Annotated in this window: 19 protein-coding genes; 3 read left to right on the forward strand and 16 right to left on the reverse strand. The window is 64.5% G+C overall.

All coding sequences use genetic code 11. From position 1 onward, the window contains the following. From IVB32_RS02500 to glpD, 3 genes are all read right to left on the reverse strand, one after another. On the reverse strand, positions 1-920 hold a 920-nt coding region (locus IVB32_RS02500), incomplete at its 3' end, for an ABC transporter ATP-binding protein (protein WP_247409686.1). Between the two features lie 12 nt (positions 921-932). Beyond that, positions 933-2072, reverse strand: a complete 1140-nt coding sequence (locus IVB32_RS02505; protein ID WP_018454982.1) for an ABC transporter ATP-binding protein — start codon at positions 2070-2072, stop codon at positions 933-935. Further along, positions 2069-3619 (reverse strand): glycerol-3-phosphate dehydrogenase, encoded by a 1551-nt coding sequence (gene glpD / locus IVB32_RS02510; RefSeq protein ID WP_247372642.1) that lies wholly within the window; start codon positions 3617-3619, stop codon positions 2069-2071. Before glpD ends, IVB32_RS02505 begins: the two co-directional genes overlap by 4 nt. 229 nt (positions 3620-3848) lie before the next feature. Here glpD and IVB32_RS02515 point away from each other — a divergent pair, with 229 nt between their 5' ends. Together IVB32_RS02515 and IVB32_RS02520 are read left to right on the forward strand one after the other, a co-directional pair. After that, on the forward strand, positions 3849-4127 hold the full coding sequence (locus IVB32_RS02515) for a type II toxin-antitoxin system Phd/YefM family antitoxin (protein WP_247409688.1): 279 nt from the start codon (positions 3849-3851) through the stop codon (positions 4125-4127). Next, complete coding sequence (locus IVB32_RS02520; RefSeq protein ID WP_247372640.1) at positions 4124-4549, forward strand: type II toxin-antitoxin system VapC family toxin; 426 nt, start codon at positions 4124-4126, stop codon at positions 4547-4549. Before IVB32_RS02515 ends, IVB32_RS02520 begins: the two co-directional genes overlap by 4 nt. Before the next feature lie 2 nt (positions 4550-4551). Here IVB32_RS02520 and IVB32_RS02525 read toward each other — a convergent pair whose 3' ends face one another. Next, positions 4552-5394, reverse strand: a complete 843-nt coding sequence (locus IVB32_RS02525; protein WP_018454986.1) for a DeoR/GlpR family DNA-binding transcription regulator — start codon at positions 5392-5394, stop codon at positions 4552-4554. Positions 5395-5485: 91 nt separating this feature from the next. After that, complete coding sequence (locus IVB32_RS02530; RefSeq protein ID WP_247372638.1) at positions 5486-6160, reverse strand: HAD-IA family hydrolase; 675 nt, start codon at positions 6158-6160, stop codon at positions 5486-5488. 154 nt (positions 6161-6314) lie between these two features. Here IVB32_RS02530 and IVB32_RS02535 point away from each other — a divergent pair, with 154 nt between their 5' ends. Then, positions 6315-6791 carry a nuclear transport factor 2 family protein gene (locus IVB32_RS02535; protein ID WP_026232853.1) on the forward strand — a complete coding sequence of 159 codons (477 nt, stop codon included), beginning with the start codon at positions 6315-6317 and terminating at the stop codon, positions 6789-6791. Positions 6792-7021: 230 nt separating this feature from the next. Here the strand turns inward: IVB32_RS02535 and IVB32_RS02540 are convergent, their stop codons facing one another. From IVB32_RS02540 to IVB32_RS02590, 11 genes are all read right to left on the reverse strand, one after another. Further along, positions 7022-7213: a hypothetical protein gene (locus IVB32_RS02540; RefSeq protein WP_018454989.1), complete on the reverse strand. Its 192-nt coding sequence runs from the start codon at positions 7211-7213 to the stop codon at positions 7022-7024. Positions 7214-7435: 222 nt separating this feature from the next. Beyond that, on the reverse strand, positions 7436-7846 hold the full coding sequence (locus IVB32_RS02545) for an acyl-CoA thioesterase (RefSeq protein WP_247372636.1): 411 nt from the start codon (positions 7844-7846) through the stop codon (positions 7436-7438). A gap of 50 nt (positions 7847-7896) precedes the next feature. Continuing rightward, complete coding sequence (locus tag IVB32_RS02550; RefSeq protein WP_247372634.1) at positions 7897-9993, reverse strand: 3-hydroxyacyl-CoA dehydrogenase NAD-binding domain-containing protein; 2097 nt, start codon at positions 9991-9993, stop codon at positions 7897-7899. A gap of 2 nt (positions 9994-9995) precedes the next feature. Continuing rightward, a complete protein-coding gene (locus IVB32_RS02555; RefSeq protein ID WP_018454992.1) occupies positions 9996-11279 on the reverse strand; it encodes an acetyl-CoA C-acetyltransferase in 1284 nt (427 codons plus the stop codon). Continuing rightward, positions 11279-13546 carry an acyl-CoA dehydrogenase gene (locus IVB32_RS02560; RefSeq protein ID WP_247372631.1) on the reverse strand — a complete coding sequence of 756 codons (2268 nt, stop codon included), beginning with the start codon at positions 13544-13546 and terminating at the stop codon, positions 11279-11281. Before IVB32_RS02560 ends, IVB32_RS02555 begins: the two co-directional genes overlap by 1 nt. A gap of 176 nt (positions 13547-13722) precedes the next feature. Continuing rightward, positions 13723-14346: a flavin reductase family protein gene (locus IVB32_RS02565; RefSeq protein ID WP_247372627.1), complete on the reverse strand. Its 624-nt coding sequence runs from the start codon at positions 14344-14346 to the stop codon at positions 13723-13725. Between the two features lie 178 nt (positions 14347-14524). Continuing rightward, positions 14525-15124 (reverse strand): TetR family transcriptional regulator, encoded by a 600-nt coding sequence (locus IVB32_RS02570; protein WP_018454995.1) that lies wholly within the window; start codon positions 15122-15124, stop codon positions 14525-14527. Positions 15125-15158: 34 nt separating this feature from the next. Continuing rightward, positions 15159-18296: an efflux RND transporter permease subunit gene (locus tag IVB32_RS02575; RefSeq protein WP_247372624.1), complete on the reverse strand. Its 3138-nt coding sequence runs from the start codon at positions 18294-18296 to the stop codon at positions 15159-15161. 178 nt (positions 18297-18474) lie between these two features. Next, positions 18475-19581 (reverse strand): efflux RND transporter periplasmic adaptor subunit, encoded by a 1107-nt coding sequence (locus IVB32_RS02580; RefSeq protein ID WP_247372622.1) that lies wholly within the window; start codon positions 19579-19581, stop codon positions 18475-18477. A 218-nt stretch (positions 19582-19799) separates the two neighbouring features. After that, positions 19800-21131, reverse strand: coding sequence for an MFS transporter (locus IVB32_RS02585; protein WP_247372620.1), 1332 nt, complete (start codon positions 21129-21131; stop codon positions 19800-19802). Positions 21132-21276: 145 nt separating this feature from the next. Then, positions 21277-21772, reverse strand: a 496-nt coding sequence (locus IVB32_RS02590) for a crosslink repair DNA glycosylase YcaQ family protein (RefSeq protein WP_247409691.1), incomplete at its 5' end; no start/stop codon positions are given.

Consider the following 21772-nt stretch of genomic DNA (forward strand, 5'->3'; position numbering starts at 1 on the left):
TCGACGCGTTCGATCTTCGCACTGAGCAGGCCGGGCGCCGGCGCGACGGCCTCAACGAATTCCGGACGGACGCCGATCTCGATCTTCGCGCCAGCAGGCAGCTTGTCGTAGCTGCGGTTGAGCGCGATCACATGACCGCCGATCTTGGCCTCACGGCCCCTCACCTCGGCCGGCAGGATGTTCATGCCGGGCGAGCCGATGAAATAGCCGACGAACGTGTGCGCCGGCTTGTCGAACAACTCGGCCGGCGTGCCGCTCTGCACCACGCGGCCGTCATGCATGACCACCACGGTGTCGGCGAAGGTCAGCGCCTCGGTCTGGTCGTGGGTGACGTAGATCATCGTCAGGTCGAGCTCGCGATGCAGCGCCTTCAACTTGGAGCGGAGCTGCCATTTCAGCTCGGGGTCGATCACGGTGAGCGGCTCGTCGAACAGCACGGCGGCAACGTCGGAGCGTACCAGGCCGCGGCCGAGCGAGATCTTCTGCTTGGCATCGGCCGTGAGCCGCGTCGCCTTGCGGTTCAGATAGGGCTCGAGGTCGAGCAAGCGGCCGATCTCGGCGACCCGCTTGTCGATCTCAGCCTTCGGCACGCCGCGGTTCTTCAGAGGGAACGCCAAATTTTGCCCCACCGTCATGGTGTCGTAGATCACCGGAAACTGGAACACCTGGGCGATGTTGCGCTTCTGGGTTGACAGCGGTGTGATGTCCTCGCCGTCGAACAGGATTTTCCCCCGCGACGGCGTGATGATGCCGGAGATGACGTTGAGCAGCGTGGTCTTGCCGCAGCCGGACGGCCCGAGCAGCGCATAGGCGCCGCCCTGCCGCCAGGTCATGGTGACAGGCTTGAGAGCAAAGCTGTCCTGCGGGGCATCATTGCCGCCGTAGGAGTGGGCGAGATCGACGAGGTCAATGCGGGCCATGTCGCATCCCCCTCAGGCTTTTTTCTTTGACGCGTTTTCTTCACGCGAACCGCTCGGCACTTCGCTTGAAAACGCTATGGGACCGGGTGCCGCGACCAGCCGGTCGGCAGCATCGAAAACGAACACGTCGTTGGGATCGAGCACGGCATCGAGCGTCTGGCCGGGCTCGAATTCGTGCACGCCGTGCAGCACCGCCACCCAGTTCGATCCGTCGCGGGTCAGATGCACGAAACTCTCCGAACCGGTGATCTCGGTCACCGTTACCGTCGCATGGAAGGCGTGGCGGTCAGTCTCGCCATTGGCAAGTGCGAGCTGATGGGCGCGAAATCCGACGCGATAGGCGCCGTCCGCGAGCGAGGAATAGAGACCGGACGCCGGCGCGGCAATGCCGCCCGCATATTGCACGGAACCGTTCTTCTTCTCGATGCCGACGAGATTCAGCGGCGGATCGGAGAACACCTGCGCGACCCGCAAGGTCTGCGGATGACGGTAGACCTTTGGAGTCTCGCCGATCTGGAGCGCCTCTCCCTGCCACATGCACACCGTGTTGCCGCCGAGCAGCAGCGCCTCGGTCGGCTCGGTGGTGGCATAGACGAAGATCGCGCCGGAGGCCTCGAAGATGCGCGGCAGCTCGGTGCGCAGTTCCTCGCGCAGCTTGTAGTCGAGATTGGCGAGCGGCTCGTCGAGCAGCACGAGGTCGGCGCCCTTCACCAGCGCGCGCGCCATCGCAGTTCGCTGCTGCTGGCCGCCGGAAAGCTGGAGCGGCGTGCGCTTCAGGAACGGCTCGAGCCGGAGCAGCCGGGCGGCTTCCGCAACGCGCGCCTCGATTTCGGCGCGCGGCTTGCCCTGCACGCGCAAAGGCGAAGCGATGTTCTCGTAGACCGACAGCGAGGGGTAGTTGATGAACTGCTGATAGACCATGGCGACCGAGCGCTGGCGCACGTCGACCCCGGTGACGTCCTTGCCGTTGACCAGCAGCTTGCCCGATGTCGGTTTGTCCAGGCCAGCGAGCAGCCGCATGATCGAGGTCTTGCCCGACAGCGTCGGCCCGAGCAGCACGTTGAGCGTGCCGCTCTCGAGCGTCAGCGAGACGTCGCGGATGTGTGGGACCCCGTCGACAGTCCGGGTCACGTGATCGAGTGTCACCGTCATGAGCGTCCTCCGGCTTCCAGCAGGGGACTTTGCTGCACGGCGTGGGTCCTGATCCAGTCGTCCAGCGCCGCGATCTCGTCGGCACTTAGTCGCAGGCCGAGCTTGGAACGGCGCCAGACGATATCTTCGGCGGTGACGGCCCATTCGTTGGCGATGAGATAGCGGACTTCGCGCTCGGTCAGCGTCGCACCGAAGGCCTGGCCGAGATCGACCGCCGATTTCGCATCCCCAAGCAGCTTGATCGCCCTCGTGCCATAGGCGCGCGCCAGGCGCCGCGCATGCTCGTGGCTGAGGAAAGGATAGCCGCGCTGAAGCTCGGCGATCAGGCCGTCGACATCGGACACGCCCATGTCGCCGCCGGGCAGCGGCCATTTGCCGGTCCAGCCTTCGCGTGCTTTCGCACTGCGAAGATAGGGCGCGAGCCGCTCCAGCGCCTCCTCGGCGAGACGGCGATAGGTCGTGATCTTGCCGCCATAGATCGACAGCAGCGGCACGCCGCCGGGCGTGTCGAGTTCGAACACATAGTCGCGCGTCGCGGCCTTGGCTTCGCTGGCCCCGTCGTCATAGAGCGGACGTACGCCGGAGTAGGTCCAAACCACGTCATCGGGCGTGACAGGCTTGGCCAGATATTCGCTCGCCGCCGTGCAGAGATACTGGATCTCTTCGGCCGTCGCCTTCACCTTGGCGGGATCGCCGTCATAGTCGCGGTCGGTGGTGCCGATCAGCGTAAAATCGTCCTGATAGGGAATGACGAAGATGATGCGGCCATCTGCATTCTGGAACATGTAGGCGCGGTCGTGGTCGTAGAGTTTTTTCACGACGATGTGCGAGCCCTGCACCAGGCGCACCTTGGCTTTCGCGTTGACGCCGGCGCCGCGGCCGAGCACATCCTCGACCCAGGGCCCGCCGGCATTGACAACCGCACGGGCCTGGATCGACGAGCGCGCGCCTGTCAGCGTGTCGATCATGCTGACGGTCCAGATGCCGTCTGACTGTTTGATATCCGTCGCGCGAGTGCGGGTGCGGATCTCGGCGCCCTTATCGGCGGCATCGCGTGCGTTGAGCACGACGAGACGGGCGTCGTCGACGAAGCAGTCGGAATATTCGAACGCGCGGCCGTAGCGGTTCGGGATCAGCGGGCGGCCGACCTCGTCGCGTCGGAGGTCAACCGAGCGCGTCGCCGGCAACAGATGACGGCCACCGATGTGGTCATAGAGAAAGAGGCCGAGGCGCAGCAGCCAGGCTGGCCGCAGGCCCGCATGGTGCGGCAAAACGAAACGCAGGGGGCGAATGATGTGCGGCGCGATGCCCCAGAGAATCTCGCGCTCGATCAGCGCCTCGCGAACCAGCCGGAACTCGTAATATTCGAGATAGCGCAGGCCGCCATGCACCAGCTTGGTCGACCAGGACGACGTCCCGCTCGCCAGATCGTTCATTTCGCACAGGAAAACCGCGTTGCCGCGGCCCACCGCGTCGCGCGCGATGCCGCAGCCGTTAACACCGCCTCCAATAATGGCGAGGTCGAAAATACGATCCAACAGACGCATCCCCCGGCGACCGCCCGTTCAATCGAGCGGTTACTTTCGCTTTTGATTAGATCACACCAGAAAACGAAAGCAAGATGAAAGAGGAGAGAAACGAAGTGAAAGCGGACTTTTAAGTGGGCACGCGGGGGGCGAAATAGGCAGTTCAGGAGGGATTTGAGCGGCATTATTGCTCTTGAAAAGTCGTTGATGACCCTTATTAGTAAGAATAGTCATATTGGTCGTTATTTGCATGACAGAACACACTGCACCAGATTCACCAGCGACGGACTCGTGGACGCTTGCCAACGCCAAGGCCCGGCTCTCCGAGGTGATCGATCGTGCCCAAGCCGGCCCGCAAATCATCACCCGACACGGCAAGCCCAACGCGGTGATCGTTTCCGTCGCGGAATGGGCGCGCAAGACGGCGCGCAAAGGTACCTTGGCCGAATTCCTGCTGGCTTCGCCGCTGCGCAGCGCCGACCTCAAGCTTGAACGCGTTCACGACGCGCCGCACGACGAGCTGCCGTGAATCTACTGCTCGACACCAACGTGTTATCGGAGGTCCAGAGGCCCGCCCCTTCGCCGAAAGTCTTGTCATGGCTTGATACGATCGACGAGGATCGTGCGTTCATCAGCGCGGCATCGATCGCCGAGCTTCGTCGCGGCATCGCGTTGCTGGAGGACGGCCGTCGCCGTGCAGCACTGGCCGCCTGGCTTGCCCGCGATCTGCCGGAGCGTTTTGCCGGGCGCACACTGCCGATCGACCACGCGGTCGCGGAACGCTGGGGTGACCTGATGGGTCAGAGTCGCAGAAGCGGCCTCGCATTGTCTGTCATGGACGGCTTCTTTGCCGCGACCGCGCTGGCAAACAACCTCATGCTCGTCACGCGCAATGTGAAGGATTTTGCGGTATTCGGCGTGCCGCTGCTGAACCCGTGGGACAACCCATAGTCCTACCTCAGCCGCACCACCGGCGCGGCCTCGGGCGCTTCTTGTGCCTCGGCCTGAGCCTCATCGACGTCCGCCCCCTTCGGCATCGCGGCCATCACCTCGATGCCCTTGCCGTGGCAGATGGTGGCGAGGCGCTCTGGCAATTCCTGGTCGGTGACGAAGGTCTGGATCTGGCTGATATGCGCGATGCGGACCGGCGCGCTGCGCCGGAGCTTGGTGGAATCAGCGACCAGCATGACGCTGCGGGCGTTGGCGATGATGGCCTGCGCCACCTGCACCTCGCGATAGTCGAAGTCGAGCAGCGCGCCCTCCTCGTCGATCGCGGACGCTCCGATGATGGCATAGTCGACCTTGAACTGGCCGATCAGCTGCGTCGCGGTCGAGCCGACCACCGCGCCGTCGGCGCGCCGCACCGTGCCGCCGGCGACCACCACCTCGATGCGGGGATGACGATAGAGCAGCATGGCGACGTTCAGATTGTTGGTGATAACGAGGAGGTCCTCGTGCGAGGTCAGCGCGCTCGCGACCTCCTCGGTCGTGGTGCCGATGTTGATGAAGAGCGAGCAGCCGTTCGGGATCAGCGAGGCGGCCGCGGCTCCAATCGCCTTCTTCTCGTCGGCGGCGACGAAGCGCCGCGCCTCGTAGGCGAGGTTTTCGACGCCGGATGCGATGATGGCGCCGCCATGAATGCGGGTCAGCGAGCGCCGCTCACAGAGGTCGTTGAGATCCTTGCGGATGGTCTGCGCCGAGACCTCGAACCGGCGCGCCAGCTCCTCGACCATGACGCGGCCCGAGGCTCGCGCGATGTTGAGGATTTCGGCTTGTCGATGAGTCAGTCCGGTCACGGCGATGGCCTCAAATCAGGAAGCTGCATGGTGCGGCGGTTCGCGCGCTCGGTCAATGCGCGCGCCGATCACGGTTAACGGACGAAGGTCCTCACCATGCCATCGCGGCGGCGAGGCGCGTCAGCAGATCGGGATCGTCGAAGCCGCTGGCGGAGGCGATAGCCCCGGCGGCGACGAGATCAGCATGGTTGAGGCTGGTCCGGATGCCGATGGTCGGAATGCCGGCCGCTGCGGCCGATTGCACGCCGGTGCGGGAGTCCTCGAACGCGATCGAGGCCATGGCGCTGGCGCCGGCAAAGCGCAACCCTTCCTGATAAGGCAGCGGATGCGGCTTGCCGTGCAACAGCTCGGCACCGATCACGAGCGCCTTGAAGCGGTGCGTGATGCCGAGGCCGGACAGCAGCAGCTCCGCATTGAGCCGCGGGGCATTGGTCACGGCAACCATGGGAATACCGGCCGCATCCGCCCTGTCGAGCAGCGCCATCAGGCCCGGCAGCGGCTCGATCTGCCCGGCAACAAGCGTGCGGAAGACTTCCTCCTTCTCATCGAGGATCAAGGCACGCCGTTCGGGCGCCTCGTCGGGCAGAAAACGCTCGCCGATCGATACATTCGCGAAGCCTTGCAGCTCTCTGGAGAAGCGCGCGTGATCGAAGACGTGGCCGCGAGGGCCGAGCACCAGATTGAACGCCTTCAAGTGCAGCGGATCGGTGTTGGCGAGCGTACCGTCGATGTCGAACAGCAACGCCCTGCCGATAGCCTCGATCATGTCCGTACTTTCCCGAATATATGACGCATCAATACGAAAGCCGTATCAATACAGCGTCAATCGCGCAATGACGCACGTGCATGACCAATACGCGACCCTCGACAAAGTCGCGTGCGACTGCAACACTCCATGCAAGACCAAAAAGGAGGAAACGATGACGATCAACCGACGCGATCTCGCTCTCTCGACTCTTGCCGTCCCAGCTCTTGCCGTCTCCACTCTTGCAGTTTCAGCGCTCACGACACCGGTGCTGGCGGCCTCGGCCGACGAGGAAGCCGTGGCGAAGAAGGTCGAGGCGTTCCGTCTCGCCCAGATCGCGGCCGATCCCAAGGCGCTCGGCGCACTCTGCGCCGAAGAGGTGAGCTACAGCCATTCCAGCGGCAAGGTCGAGGACAAGGCGACCTTCATCGCCAACGCCACCGACGGCAAATCCAAATTCCTGTCGATCGAGTACAAGGACCCGACCATCAAGGTCGTCGGCCCCGCCGCGATCGTGCGCTTCCACTGGGTGGCGGAACAAGAGATGGCGGCTGATGGGAAAAAAGTGCCGACCAACCTTCACATCCTGATGAACTGGCAGAAGCAGGGCGACGACTGGAAGCTGCTCTCACGGGCGGCGACGAAGTTGTGAACAACGGCTCTTCCCCTCTCCGTTGCGGGAGAGGGTGGCTTCGCGAAGCGAAGTCGGGTGAGGGGTTTCTGTCCGACAACGAATCCTCTCGCATTGGAATTCGCGGAGACGACCCCTCATCCGGCGCTACGCGCCACCTTCTCCAACAAGGCGAGAAGGGAAGGCAGAGTTCGCGGCAAAAGATTCCCACCTCTCGGGCCACACGCGGCCCGGAATGACCCGCGGGAGGACTAAGCCGCTTCCTTCACATCACCGTTAACCAGCTTGCGCGCGGCGCGCTCGGCTTCGCGGGCGTTGCGGAAGAGCTGGCCTTCGAGACGGTTGAAGCGGCTGGACGAGGCGAAAAAGCAGTAGCCTCCCTGGGAACGAACGACGATACCTGCGGTCTGCGAATCGACTTCGATGATGTAGCTGTCCGGCATGGTCCGTGGATTCCTCAGTGCGGGCAAACAACGGCAGTTCTGCCCAAAGGTTCCTGGGCATTTTGACGCCGTTTCCACCCCGGATCGACACGCGACGGAGTACGCCGGGACCTCATCCGTTTTATGACTGGTTCTTGGCAAAGCCGCGGCGGCGGGACTCAGTCGCGCCGCGTTTGGTGTTGCCGCACGCATCAGACAGATGAGGCGCAACGCCGCGTGCGATTACGTCGCGATCGCGGTGTCGGTCGGGCGAACCGGCTGCGGGCGGCCGTGCTCGTCGATCGAGACGTAGGTGAAGTTGCCGTCGGTGACGAGGAACGGTTGCTGCTCGCCGCGGCGCAGCGCCCATGCTTCCAGATGCACGGTGATGGAGGTGCGCCCGACGCGAACGAGGTGGGCGTGGACCGAAACGAGATCGCCGACATAGACGGCCTTGCGGAAATTCATCGCCTCGATGGCGACGGTCACGGTGCGCGACTTCGCGACCTTTGACGCAAACACGCCGCCGCCGACGTCCATCTGGCTGAGCAGCCAGCCGCCGAAGATGTCACCGTTGGCGTTGGTGTCGGCAGGCATCGCCAGCGTGCGAATGCAGAGATCGCCGCCCGGCCCGGCATTGGCTTGCTCGTTCATGCCGCTCTCACTTGAGGATTGCTCACTTGAAATTGCTCACCTGAAACTGCTCACTTGAAATTATCCCAGCCCGGATCCGGCGCAAAGCGCTCGCCGAATCTTCCGGCCAGCGCGCGCAAGGTGGATACGACATGATCCACGCCACGCGTGCGCGCATAATTCAACGGGCCGCCACGAAACGGTGCATAACCGGTGCCGAAGATCATGGCGCCGTCGACCATGTCGGCATCATCCACGATACCCTCGCGAAGCGCCGCGACGCAGACGTTGGACATCGGCAGCACCAGGCGGTCGATCATCTGGTCGGTGACGCGCGGACCGGTCTCGGGCAACGGCGCCTTCTCGGCCTTGCCGTCGCGCCAGACGTAAAAGCCCTTGCCGGTCTTGCGGCCGAGTTCGCCCTTGGCGACCTTCTCGCGGAGCCAGGCCGGCGTCGGCGGCAGCAGATCGCCGAACTTGGTGCGCAGCATGTCCCCGACATCGAGACAAATGTCGAGCCCGACCTGGTCGGCCAGTTCGATCGGCCCCATCGGCATGCCGAACTGCTCCGCGGCGGCGTCGATCAGGCGCTGGTCGATCTTCTCGTCCAGCATCACCATCGCTTCCAGCATGTAAGGCGTCAGCGCGCGGTTGACGAGGAAGCCCGGCGAGCTCTTCACCGGCAACGGCAGCCGATCGATCGCGCCGACGAAGGCGAGTGCCTCCTTCAGCACCTGCGTATCGTTACCGTCATGGCTGACGACTTCGACCAGCTGCAACCGCGACACCGGGTTGAAGAAGTGAAGGCCGACCAGCCGCTCCGGCCGCGCCAGCGTGGTGCGCAAATCCTGCAGCGGAATGCTGGACGTGTTGGTCGCGAGAATCGCGCCCGGCTTCATCCGCGGCTCGAGGCCGGCATAGACCTTCTGCTTCAGCTCGAGCTTCTCCGGGACCGCCTCGATGATGAGATCGGCGTTGCGGACGCCCTCCCCGTCCATGTCGGGGATCAGGCGATCGAGCGCGTCGCGCACCTCGGTCGGCTTGCGGATGATCTTGCCGTAGAGCTCGGCGGCGCGCTTGATTGCGCCCGCGATCGGCTCCGCCTTCATGTCGGCGAGCGAGACGCGCAGCCCCTGCCCCGCGCACCAGGCCGCGATGTCGCCGCCCATGGCGCCCGCGCCGATGACGTGGACATGCCTGATCGTGTTGCCGGAGCCTGCCGCTTTCTTCATCTGCTCGCGCAGGAAGAACACGCGGATCAAGTTCTGCGCGGTCGGCGTCACCATCAGCTTGGCGAACGAGGCCTGCTCTGCCCCGAGCATCGCGGCCTTGCTGCCGCCATGGGTCTCCCAGAGATCGATCAAGGCATAGGGCGCCGGATAATGCTCGCGGGACGCGGCCTTCGCCGCCTCCGATCGCATCCGTTTGGCCAGCAGCCCGCGCACCGGGCCGAAATTCGCCGCACGCGTCAGAAAACCCGGCCACGCCCTCTTGAGGCGGCCGAACAGCGCATCCTTGACGGCATTGCGAACGTGGCGCTCCTGCGTCACGGTATCGACGAGGCCGAGCGATCTGGCGCGGCGGGCATCGATGGTGCGGCCGGTCAGCATCAGGGCCATCGATTGTGTCGGATTGACCAGCGCAGTGAAACGCGCGGTGCCGCCGAGACCGGGATGTAGCCCCAGCATCACCTCAGGGAAGCCGAAGCGCGCGCCGTCGATCGCGATGCGCGATTGGCAGGCGAGCGCGACTTCGAGCCCGCCGCCGAGGCAGAAGCCGTGGATCACCGCGACCGTCGGCAGCTTCAGCGCTTCAAGATGATCGACCACCGCATGGGCGGCGCGGATCCGCGTCTCCACCATCCCGGCATCACTGGCGCCGCGAAATTCGTTGACGTCGGCGCCCGCGATGAAGCCGGACGGCTTTGCGGAGCGGATCACGAGGCCGGCAGGGCGCTCGGTCTCGATCGCCGCCAGCACGGCGTCGAACTCCTCCATCACCTCCGAGGACAGCGTGTTGGCGCTGGCGTCAGTGCGGTCAAACAGCAGCCAGGCGACACCGTCGGCGTCGCGCGTCAGCTTGAAGTGCTTGTAGGGACGATCGGCGGCGGGCTTGGGCCCGAGCTCCAGCACGCGGTCGCCGAGCGCGGTCATGATCCTGGAATCCATGGTCATACCGCCTCGATCAGCATGGCGCCGCCGAGCCCGCCGCCGATGCATTCGGTGGCAACGCCGCGCCGCGTGCCGAGCCGCTTCATGGTGTTGACGAGATGCAGCACGATGCGATTGCCGGACGTGCCGACGGGATGCCCGAGCGAGATAGCGCCGCCATCGACGTTGAGTTTGTCGCGGTCGACCTCGCCGGCAGCGCCGTCCAGTCCCAAAATCTCGCGGCAGAACTTGTCGTCATTCCAGGCGGCGAGGCAGCCGAGCACTTGGGTGGCGAACGCCTCGTTGAGCTCCCAGGTCTCGACGTCCTGGATGGTGAGATCATTGCGCTTCAGTAACGGCGTCGCCGACATCACAGGACCGAGACCCATGATGCTTGGATCGAGTGCGGCCCAGTTGCTGTCGACGATGACGGCCTTCGGCGTCAGCTTGTGCCTGGCGACCGCTTCGTCGGACGCCAGGATCACCCAGGACGCGCCATCGGTGATCTGCGAGGAATTGCCGGCGGTGACCTGGCCCCAGGGACGCTCGAACACGGGCCGGAGTTTTGCGAGCCTCTCGGCCGTCGAGTCCGGACGCACGCCATCATCATGGTCGAAGAATTTTCCGTCGCGGGAGAACGCGGTTTCGACTTCGCCCTTGAGAAAACCTTCCGCCTGCGCATGCGCGAGCCGGCGATGGCTCTCGGCGGCATAGGCATCGGACTGCGCACGGGTGATGCCGAAGAGATGGCCGACGACTTCGGCCGTCTGGCCCATGTTGAGATCGGTAATAGGATCGGTCAGCCCGCGCTCGAGGCCGATGATCGGTTTGAGATAGCGCGGCCGCAGCTTGAAGGCCGCGGCAAGCTTCGCGGCGACGCCCTTGGCGGTGGCGAGGCCGGCGAACCAGCGCACGCCGGAATTGGGCCAGACCAGCGGCGCGTGGCTCAAGGCCTCGGTACCGCCGGCCAGGATCATGTCGGCATGGCCCTCGCGGATGTAGCGGTACGCGGTGTCGATCGACTGCATGCCGGATCCGCAATTGATCTGAACGGTGAAGGCGACCATGTCCTCGCCCATGCCGAGCCGGAGCGCGGCGACGCGAGCCGGGTTCATTTCGTCCGCGATCACGTTGACGCAGCCGAGGATGACCTGGTCGAAGGTATCAGGCGAAAACGGCTGACGCGCCAGCAGTGGCCGGCCGCATTGCACGGCGAGATCGACCGGCGTGAACGGCCCCGGCCCCGAACGCGCCTTCAAAAACGGCGTCCGACTGCCGTCGACGATGAAAACCGGTCGTGCCATCAGCTCGCCGCCCTCTGTTCACCGAGTTCCTGGAAGAACTGATGCACGTCGCCGGTTTTCTTGTAAATCGGCGACAGCGCCTCCGGCGCAAAATCGTCGACCTCGATCACCTTTGTAACGGCTTCGCGGGCCGCGGCCAGCTGCTCGCCCTCCGCCTGCGTGATCACACCGTTGGCCACCGCATCCTTCCAGTCGCTCAGATGAGCGGCGCGCATGCGCCTGGCGATGGCGTCCGTACCTGCGATCAGGTTGAACGCGCGCTCCAGCCGGGCGAAGCCGCCATCGTCGTCGACATAAGCGAGATCGGGCGTGAGGCGGTCGCGCGCGGCCGACGGCTCCAGCACGAGGCTCGCGCATTGATGCACGACCCGGTCGGAGGGACCCAGCACGCGGGCGCCGAAGGGCTGGACCACGAATTTGAGGATGCCTGCGACGAAGCGGTTCGGCAGATTGGCGAGAATCTCGGCAAGCCGGTTCTCGATGGTCCGAAAGCCCGTCGCCATGCACCATTCGAGCGCGGCAAAATCCTCCTTCTGCCGGCCCTCGTCCTGCCAGCGCTTCAGCGCGGCAGAGAGCAGATACAGCTCGGACAGGATGTCGCCGAAGCGCGCCGACAGCATCTCTTTGCGCTTGAGCGCGCCGCCGAGCGTCAACAGCGCCATATCGGCGCAGAGGGCAAAAGCCGCCGAGTAGCGCGAGAGCTGACGATAGAATGGTCTGGCGTCACCCGCATCGGGTGCAAGCGCGAAGACACCAAAGCTCCAGCTCCGGCCGAACGCGCGCAAGAGTGTCTCGAAGCTGTGGCCGACATGTTTCCAGAACACCTTGTCGAAGGCGGTGAGCCCGCGCTCGCGATCGGCATCGGCAAGCGCATTCATCTCGTCGAGCAGATAAGGATGGGCGCGGATGGCGCCCTGTCCGAACACGATGAGATTGCGGGTGAGGATATTGGCGCCCTCGACGGTGATGCCGACCGGAACGGCGCGGTGGAGATTGCCGAGATAGTTTTGCGGACCGTCGATCACGGCCTTGCCGCCATGGATGTCCATAGCGTCGTCGACCGCGGTGCGCATCCGCTCGGTCGCGTGCAGCTTCATGATGCCCGAGATGACGGCGGGATGGATCCCGGCATTCAGTGCCGCGCAGGTCAGCCGTCGCGCCGCGTCGAGCTGGTAGGCAGTGGCGACAATGCGGGCGAGCGGCTCCTCGACGCCCTCGAATTTGGAGATGGAGATGCCGAACTGCTCGCGGATGCGGGCATAGGCGCCGGTGGTGCGGGCGGCATAGGCGGCGCCGGCGGCGGAGAGCGACGGCAACGAGATGCCGCGGCCGGCGGCGAGCGCCGTCATCAGCATCTTCCAGCCCTGCCCCAGCCGCGCCTGGCCGCCGATGACGTAGTCGAGCGGAATGAAAACGTCGCGGCCCCAGTTCGGACCGTTCTGGAAGACCTGCATCGAGGGCAAATGGCGTTTGCCGATTTCGACGCCGGGAAGATTGGTCGGGATCAGCGCCACGCTGATGCCGAGCTCTTCCTGGTCGCCGACGAGATGATCGGGATCATAGGCCTTGAAGGCGAGGCCAAGCAGCGTCGCGACGGGGCCGAGCGTGATGTAGCGCTTGTGCCAGTTGAGCTTCAGGCCCAGCACCTCCTGGCCCTCGAAGGTGTCTTTGCAGATGATGCCGGTGTCGACCATCGAGGCGGCATCAGAGCCGGCCTCGGGGCTGGTGAGGCCGAAGCAGGGAATGTCGCGGCCATCGGCAAGACGCGGCAGCCAGCGCTGCTGCTGCTCCTTCGTGCCGAAGTGCATCAGGAGCTCGCCCGGGCCCAACGAGTTCGGCACCATCACCGTCACCGCGGCGGCGATCGAGCGGGTCGATATCTTGCGCACCACTTCCGAATGCGCATAGGGCGAGAAGCCGAGGCCGCCGAACTCCTTCGGAATGATCATGCCGAAGAATTTTTCGCGCTTGACGAAGTGCCAGACATCGGGCGGCAGGTCGCGCCATTCCCAAAAGATCTTCCACTCGTCGAGCATGGCGCAAAGCTCGTCGACGGGGCCGTTGAGGAAGGCCCGCTCCTCTTCGGTCAGCGTTGCCTGCGGGACCTTCAGCAGCTTCGACCAATCGGGGTTGCCGGTGAAGAGATCGGCCTCCCACCAGACGTCGCCGGCCTCCAGCGCCTCGCGCTCGGTGTCCGACATCGCCGGCAGCACGCCGCGCGCCCAGGAGAAAATCGGCTTGGTCAGGGTGTCGCGGCGGAAGCTCATGGCGGACCTCATGCATCGGCGCGGTGATCGGGCATTTTAGCGGAAAGTGGCCGGCGGCGGTGAAGACTTCGCCTGCGGAAAGACGCGAATTGACGCGGCCGGGCAGCCGCCCAGGGGCCATAACGGCCGAGGCGTGGTGGCAGTTCCGGGAGGGGATGGCTTCGCGGTCGGCCGGTCTAATCCGGCCGCACCATCTCGAACATGTTTTCCGGCTTGATTTCGAAATAATCCCCGCTGCGGCCGGCGCGTACGATCGGGCGGGCGGCGGCGGTCTGGTAGACGCCGTCCTTGATCATGGCCTTGTCGATGTGGACGGCAACGACCTCGCCGAGCGTCAGCCAGGCATTGGCTTCCTTGCCGTCGGCGCCCTTGAGGCGGACGATATCGGACACCTTGCATTCGAAGGCGACGGGACTCTCGCCGACGCGCGGCACGTTGACGAGCCTGCCGGGCGCGGCGGTGAGGCCCGCAACTTTGAACTCGTCGACCTCAGGGCCAACATGCGCCGCAGTCGCGTTCATGTGCCTGGCCAGGTCCATGGTGGCGAGGTTCCAGACGAACTCGCCGGTCTGCTGGATGTTTTCGACCGTGTCCTTCCAGTTGGTGGAGGAGAAGCCGATGATCGGGGGGACGTAGCAGAAAGCGTTGAAGAAGCTGTAGGGCGCGAGGTTGACGTGGCCGTTGGTGTCGCGCGACGAAATCCAGCCGATCGGCCGCGGCGCGACGATGGCGTTGAAGGGATCGTGCTTGAGGCCGTGGCCCTTGGCGGGCTCGTAGAAGTGCAGGTCTTTGTCGGTCACGGGCTGTTTCCTTCTCGTCATTGCGAGCGCAGCGAAGCAATCCAAAATCCCTCCGCAGAGACAGTCTGGATTGCTTCGCAAAGCTCGCAATGACGGAGTTTGTTGATCCGTCCTTGCCCGCCATCAGCCGTCATTCCGTGGCGGTCGGCCTGCTTATAGGAGGAAATCCGCCGCCGCGTCAGTGGCGCGGGGACAATCCCGCGATGACGAAATCGATCATCTGGTCGATGGTCGGGCCCGGCTTGGTAGCGCACTGGGCGATCATCTGGGGGTGGAAAAAGCGCATCATCGCGGTGCAGGCGCACAGCGCAGCCAGTTGCAGGTCCGGCGCCTCGAACTCGCCGGAAGCCACGCCTTGCGTGATCATCTGGCCGATGACCCCGGCAATGCACTCCATGTGGTTGACGCAGACGTCCCAGTCCTCCTGCATCGCGATCTCGACCATCTCGTGCAGCTTATTGTCGCCGACATAGCGCTCGGTGTTCATGCGATTGATGGTGGTGAGCAGCTCACGGAATCGCGGCAGTACCGGACCGGGCCTGGCCACGATCCGCTGCGCTTCCAGCTCGACCTCGCCCATTAGCGAACGGGCCACCGCCTGATGGATCGCCTTCTTCGATTCGAAGAAGCGATAGACGTTGGCGGGGCTCATCTTGAGCTCCTTGGCGATGTCGCCGACCGTGGTCTTGAGATAGCCGATCTGGCGGAACAGCCTCTCGGCCACCTCGAGAATGCGTTCCCGGGTGTCGCCTTCGATATGTTCCGAAACCAGTGTCATCTGTCAGACTCGTCAATCAGCAGTTCATCTTCACTTATTCAGCCGCCTCAGCAAGCGGAATTGCGTTCTGGTCATCGCTCCCATGCTGCGGCGCGGCAGGCTGCTCGGGCGTGCCCGCCTCATCCAGGCTCTTGCGGAACCAGAGGGCGTAGAGGCCCGGCAGGTACAGCAGCGTCAGGAAGGTCGCGACGAACAAGCCACCCATGATGGTGATCGCCATCGGCCCCCAGAACGCCGAGCGCGACAGCGGGATCATGGCGAGGATGGCGGCAAGCGCCGTCAGCACCACCGGACGGGCGCGGCGGACGGTGGCCTCCACGATCGCCTCGCGGCGGGTCAGGCCGTGCGAGACGTCGGTCTCGATCTGATCCACCAAGATGACCGCGTTGCGCATGATCATGCCGGCAAGCGCGATCAGGCCGAGCAGGGCCACGAAGCCGAACGGGGCGTTGGCGATGTTGAGCCCGAAGGAGGCGCCGACAATGCCGAGCGGCGCGGTCAGGAACACCAGGATCAGGCGCGAGAAGCTCTGCAGCTGGAACATCAGCAGCGTCAGCATCACCATGACCATCAGCGGGAAGAGAATGAAGATCGAGGCGTTGCCCTTGGCGGATTCCTCGAACGCGCCGCCGGCCTCGATGCGGTAGGCCGGCTCCAGGTTGTCCTTGATTGCCTTCAGCTTCGGCGCGATCTGGCCGGTGACGTCGGGCGCCTGCACGCCGTCGACGACGTCGGAGCGCACGGTGATCGCCATGTCGCGGTTACGCCGCCACATGATCGGTTCCTCGTGCGCATACTCGATCTTGGCGATCTGCTGCAGCGGCACGGCCACGCCGTTGCGCGAGGTGATGGTGAGATCGCCGACGGCGCCGAGGTCGAGCCGCTCGGACGAGACGGCGCGCGCGACCACGCCGACCTTTTCGATGCCGTCGCGCACGGTCGTCACCTGCGAGCCCGAGATCAGCATCGACAGCGCCTGCGACACGTCCTGCGGGGTCAGGCCCATGGCGCGTGCGCGATCCTGGTCGACGACAAGCTTGAGGTAAGGCGACTGCTCGTTCCAGTCGAGCTGGACGTCCTTGACGCTCTTGTTCTGCCGCATGACGTCGCGGACCTGGTAGGCGATCTCGCGCACCTTGTTGGCGTCGGGGCCGATAACGCGAAACTGCACGGGAAAACCAACCGGGGGACCGAAATTGAAGCGGTCGACGCGCACGCGGGCCTCGTTGAGCGCGCCGTCGGCAACGGCGTTTTCAAGCTTGGCCTTGATGCGCTCGCGCGCCTCGACGCCCTTTGCGACGATGACGATTTCGGCAAAAGCCTCGTTCGGAAGCTGCGGATTAAGGCCGAGCCAGAAGCGCGGCGAGCCCTGTCCGACATAGGCCGTGTAGGTCTCGATGTCCTTGTCGTCCTTGAGCATGGTCTCGGCCTTCTTCACCGCCTTTTCGGTGACGTTGAAGGCGGTGCCCTCGGGCAGGCGAAGCTGGAGGAACAGCTCGGGACGCTCGGACAGCGGGAAGAACTGCTGCTGGACGTGGCCGAAGCCGACGATCGAGGCGATGAAGACGCCGACGGTCGCGACCACCACGGTGATGCGGTGGTTGACGCACCACTGCACGATGGCGCGCAGGCCCCGATACATGCGGGTCTCGTAGACCGCGTGCGGATCGTGATTGTGGTGCACCTTGATGTTGGGCAGCAGCATGACGCCGATATAGGGCGTGAAGATCACCGCCACGAACCAGGACGCGACCAGCGCGATCGCCACGATCCAGAAGATGCTGCCGGCATATTCGCCGACCGCGGAATTGGCAAAGCCGATGGGGAGGAAGCCAGCGGCCGTGACCAGCGTTCCCGTGAGCATCGGAAACGCAGTGGATTCCCAGGCAAAGGACGCCGCACGCATGCGGTCCCAGCCCTGCTCCATCTTCACCACCATCATCTCGACGGCGATGATGGCGTCATCCACCAGCAGGCCGAGCGCGATGATCAGCGCACCGAGCGTGATGCGGTGCAGGTCGAGCGACATCGTGTTCATGACGACGAAGACGATGCCGAGCACCAGGGGCACCGACAATGCGACCACGATGCCGGTGCGCCAGCCAAGCGCCAGGAACGACACGAACAGCACGATGACGAGGGCTTCCATGAAAGAGTGTACGAACTCGCCGACCGCGTGCTCGACCACCTTGGGCTGGTCGGCGATCAGTTTGACGTCGACGCCCTGCGGCACCGCCTTCATGAATTCAGCCGTCGCCTTCTCGACCTCCTTGCCGAGATCGAGGATGTTGGCGCCCTTGGCGGTGACGACGCCGATGCCGATCGCGGCCTTGCCTTCCTGGCGCACGATGAAGCTCGGCGGGTCGACATAGCCATGGGTGACGGTGGCGATGTCGCCGAGGCGGAACACGCGGCCGTTGCTCTCGACCGGGGTTTCGGCGACGGCCTTGGCGCCGTCGAGCGCACCGGTGACGCGCAGCGGCACGCGCTGCGACGAGGTCTCGACCGTGCCGGCCGGCGTCACGTTGTTCTGCTTGGCGAGCGAATCGAACAGCGCCTGCGGCGTGATGCCGAGCGTGGCGAGCTTGGCATGGCTGAACTCGACGAAGATGCGCTCATCCTGGTTGCCGTAAACGTCGACCTTGGTCACGCCCGGCACCTTCAGAAGGCGCTGACGGAAACCTTCCGAGACCTTCTTGAGCTGGGCGTAGTCGGCGCCGTCGCCCGTCATCATGTAGAGGATGGAATCGACGTCGGAGAACTCGTCGTTGACGACGGGCCCGAGAATCCCTGGGGGCAACTGGCCCTGCACGTCGACCAGCTTCTTGCGCAGCAGATAAAAGAGATACGGCACGTCCTTCGGCGGCGTAGAATCGCGGAAGGTCACCTGGAGCGCAGTGAATCCGGGCTTGGAATAGGTCTGCACCTTCTCGAAGTAGGGCAGCTCCTGGATCTTCTTCTCGATGGGATCGGCGACCTGCGCCTGCATTTCCTGCGCTGTCGCGCCCGGCCACAGCACGGAGACGTTGACCACCTTCACCGTGAAGAACGGATCCTCGGCGCGACCGAGCTTCTGATAGGAGAAGAATCCGGCGACGCCGAGTATGAGCATCAGGAACAGGATCAGCGTCGGATGGCTGACGGCCCAGGCCGAAAGATTGAAGCGCTTCATCGCACTCTCCAAAGATGATCCGGTTGCAAAAACCACAGCCACTCTGTTGAACGCGTCGTCGCGAGGCAGCGAAGCAATCCAGGGGGCTGGGCAGGTTCTGGATCGCTTCGCCGCTTCAGCCCCAGCATTTGCGCTTGGGCCGAAACTCACCTCACACGACGTAACTCGTAAACGAGACTTAAAAGGACAGTGACGACACGACCCGTACCTTCTGGCCCGGATCGAGCTTCTGAACGCCGAGGGCGACGATCTTGGCGCCCTCTTCGACACCACCGGTGATGACGACGTCGTTGCTCTCGTAGGACTTCACCACGACCGGCTTCAGCGTGACCGCGCCGTTGTCGTCGACGACGTAGAAGGACGGCTTGCCGCCTTCGTTGAACAGCGCCGACAGCGGCAGCCGCGCGACGCGTTCGGTGGCGGCGTCCGACAGCGTCAGCGTCGCGGTCATGCCGAGCGAGACCTTGTCGTCGGCCTCGGGCAGCGAAAACTTGGCAAGATAGGTGCGCGTGGCGGGATCCGCGGTGGGCGCGATCTCGCGCAGCTTGGCCGTGTACTTTTTGCCCGGCTCCGACCAAAGAGTGACGCTGGCGGCGCCCGATTTGGCACGTCCGACCAGCGTCTCAGGGATCGCGACGACCGCTTCCTTTTCGGCAAAGCGGGCGACACGGATCGAGGTCTGGCCTGCGGCAACCACCTGGCCAGGCTCGATCAGCGTTGCGGTGACGACGCCACGGGCGTCGGCGTTGAGCGTCGCGTAGGAAAGGGAATTGTTGGTCAGCTCGACCGAGCGCTCGGCCCGGTTCAGGCGCGCACGCGCCTCGTCGGCGGCAGCGCGGCTCGAATCCAGCTGCGCGTCGGTGGTCCAGCCCTTGGCCTTCAAATCCTTGGCGCGCTGCTCGGCGGCGGCGGCCTGGGCCAGCACGCCGGTCGCAGCGGTCTGTTCGGCGACGGCTTGCTCGGCCTGGAGCTTCAGATCGACCTCATCGAGGACCGCGAGCGGCTGACCGATCTCGACGGTCTGGCCAACTTCGACCAGACGCTTGGCGACCTTGCCCGCGACCCGAAAGCCCAGATCGCTCTCGATCCGCGGCCTGATGGTGCCGACGAAGCTGCGCTCGGGCTTTTCGGCATCGTAGTGGGCGGTGGCGACCAGGACCGGCCGCGGCGGGTCGGCGTTTTCAGCGACGGTGTCATTGCACCCAGCGAGGGCGGCAGCCATCAGCGCCAGCGAAACACCGGCCAAGAGCCTCGAATAGCTGGATAAAACGGATCGGACGAACATCGGAGGACACTCCCTCGGCTGCAATGAGAGGAATGTCGACTAATCACTGATGAAAGTCAATAATCGTCAGTCATCAGGAAAGCGTGATCGTTAAGAGGTGGTAACCTCCCCGCTGCCCTTGGCGGAAAGCCCGGACTGTTGGAAGAGAGCTCGCGCCGCGGCCCCAGAGGGACCGCGCGGAAATGGGCCCTGGCTTTCGCCAGGGCGACATTTCGAGGCTACCGCCCCTGTTCGGCGAACTCGTGCTTGCTGTCGTGGCCACCGATGAAGACCAGGATGCCGGCGATCAGCGGCAGCACCGCGAGCACGAGCAGTCCGATCGAGGTCTGCCCGGTGGCTTCCTTGACCCAGCCGATCAGATACGGTCCGCCGAACCCGGCGAGATTGCCGATCGAGTTGATCAGAGCGATGGCGCCGGCCGCCGCCGTGCCGGAGAGCCAGGCCGTCGGCAGGGTCCAGAACACGCCGAAGCAGCAGAACACGCCGATCGCGGCAACCGTCAGCACGATCATCGTCAGGGTGGGGTCGGTGAGATAGCTGGAGACGCCGAGAGCGACGGCGGTGAGCAGCAACGGCGCGCCGACATGCATCACGCGCTCGCGCGTGGCATCGGAATGCCGCGCCCACAGGATCATTGCGATGGTGCCGAACAGATACGGAATCGCGGTGACGAAGCCGGTCTGGGCGTTGGTGAGGCCGAACGCCTTGACGATCTGCGGCAGCCAGAACTGCATGCCATAGAGCGCGCCGACGAAGCCGAAATAGACCAGGCTCAGCATGATCACCTTAGGTGAGGTCAGCGCCTCGCCGAGCGACATATGCTTCACCGCCTGCTTGGCCGCGATCTCGGCATCGAGCTTGGTCTTGAGCCAGGCCTTCTGCTCGGCCGAGAGCCAATCCGCCTTCTCTGGCCTGTCGGTGAGATAGAACCAGGTGACGATGCCGAGCAGCACGGAGGGAATGCCCTCAATGATGAACAGCCACTGCCAGCCCTTCAGGCCCATGGCCCCGTCGAGGCCGAGCAGCAGGCCAGAGACCGGCGCGCCGATCACGGTGGAGACCGGAACGGCGATGGCGAAGGCCGCGAGGAAGCGGGCGCGATATTCGGCCGGATACCAATAAGTGAGATAGAGGATGATGCCGGGGAAGAAGCCGGCTTCGGCGACGCCGAGCAGGAAGCGCAGCACGTAGAAGCTCGTGACCCCGCTCGTGAGCGCCATCAGCGCCGAGATGATGCCCCAGGTCACCATGATGCGGGCGATCCAGCGGCTGGCGCCGAACTTCTCCAGCGCCAGATTGCTCGGCACCTCGAAGATGAAATAGCCGATGAAGAAGATGCCGGCGCCCCAAGAGAAGATCAGCGGCGTGAATTTCAGCTCGGCATTCATGGTCAGCGCGGCGAAGCCGAGATTGACGCGGTCGAGATAGGAGAAGAAATAGGCCAGCACCAGGAACGGGATCAGGCGCCAGGAGATGGCGCGGATCGTCGAGGTCTCGATTTCCGACTTGGCTGCGCCGGTCGAACCGGCATAGGTCGTGGTCTGGCTCATGGCTTCCCCCGGGTTGTTGCTTTTATGGGCTGATCCGGGGTTTTGAGCATCGCCGCGAAAGAGTCAATGGAGCAAGCAATGCAAGGGGCGCAGCCGGCCACCACGTTGCGCTACGACAGAGCTCGGTGATCCGCGCCGCGCACAACTACTCTGCCAATTGAAACTTCGCAAAGCGATCGAGCTCCTCCTCGATCTTCCGTTTGAGCTCCTTGCGCCCCGCGGTCTTCTTCCCCTCGCCGACCCAGGTCCATTTCTGCATCAGCAGCTTCTTCGCCTGCCGGTCGGTCTTCAGATCGAGCGCGGCGACGATCTCGTCGCCGACCAGCACGGGCAGCGCGAAATAGCCGAGCTTGCGTTTGGCCTTCGGCACATAGGCCTCGAACAAATGGTTGTAACCGAAAATGAGATTGGTGCGCTTGCGCTGGATGATCAGCGGATCGAACGGCGACAGGATATGGACCAGATCCGGCGGCGCGCACTCGCCCGGCTCGAGCGCAGCCGGCACTGCCCAGTGCTCCTGCTTGCCGGCACCGTCGATGGCGACAGGCACGAGCTCGCCACGGCGGACGCGCGAGCCGATCAGGGCAGCCACCGCCGGCTTGCGCGGCGCGTTGAGATGGCAGACCGAATCGAGGCTCACG

Source organism: Bradyrhizobium sp. 23 (genome assembly GCF_023073295.1).
In the GTDB taxonomy this organism is placed as follows: Bacteria; Pseudomonadota; Alphaproteobacteria; order Rhizobiales; family Xanthobacteraceae; genus Bradyrhizobium; species Bradyrhizobium canariense_D.

Bases quoted from the DNA above. Each gene is read 5' to 3' on its own strand.
- IVB32_RS02505 (WP_018454982.1), bottom strand. From the start codon at position 2,072: ATGACGGTGACACTCGATCACGTGACCCGGACTGTCGACGGGGTCCCA.
- glpD (WP_247372642.1), bottom strand. From the start codon at position 3,619: ATGCGTCTGTTGGATCGTATTTTCGACCTCGCCATTATTGGAGGCGGT.
- IVB32_RS02515 (WP_247409688.1), top strand. From the start codon at position 3,849: ATGACAGAACACACTGCACCAGATTCACCAGCGACGGACTCGTGGACG.
- IVB32_RS02530 (WP_247372638.1), bottom strand. From the start codon at position 6,160: ATGATCGAGGCTATCGGCAGGGCGTTGCTGTTCGACATCGACGGTACG.
- IVB32_RS02535 (WP_026232853.1), top strand. From the start codon at position 6,315: ATGACGATCAACCGACGCGATCTCGCTCTCTCGACTCTTGCCGTCCCA.
- IVB32_RS02540 (WP_018454989.1), bottom strand. From the start codon at position 7,213: ATGCCGGACAGCTACATCATCGAAGTCGATTCGCAGACCGCAGGTATC.
- IVB32_RS02545 (WP_247372636.1), bottom strand. From the start codon at position 7,846: ATGAACGAGCAAGCCAATGCCGGGCCGGGCGGCGATCTCTGCATTCGC.
- IVB32_RS02550 (WP_247372634.1), bottom strand. From the start codon at position 9,993: ATGGATTCCAGGATCATGACCGCGCTCGGCGACCGCGTGCTGGAGCTC.
- IVB32_RS02555 (WP_018454992.1), bottom strand. From the start codon at position 11,279: ATGGCACGACCGGTTTTCATCGTCGACGGCAGTCGGACGCCGTTTTTG.
- IVB32_RS02560 (WP_247372631.1), bottom strand. From the start codon at position 13,546: ATGAGCTTCCGCCGCGACACCCTGACCAAGCCGATTTTCTCCTGGGCG.
- IVB32_RS02570 (WP_018454995.1), bottom strand. From the start codon at position 15,124: ATGACACTGGTTTCGGAACATATCGAAGGCGACACCCGGGAACGCATT.
- IVB32_RS02575 (WP_247372624.1), bottom strand. From the start codon at position 18,296: ATGAAGCGCTTCAATCTTTCGGCCTGGGCCGTCAGCCATCCGACGCTG.
- IVB32_RS02580 (WP_247372622.1), bottom strand. From the start codon at position 19,581: ATGTTCGTCCGATCCGTTTTATCCAGCTATTCGAGGCTCTTGGCCGGT.
- IVB32_RS02585 (WP_247372620.1), bottom strand. From the start codon at position 21,131: ATGAGCCAGACCACGACCTATGCCGGTTCGACCGGCGCAGCCAAGTCG.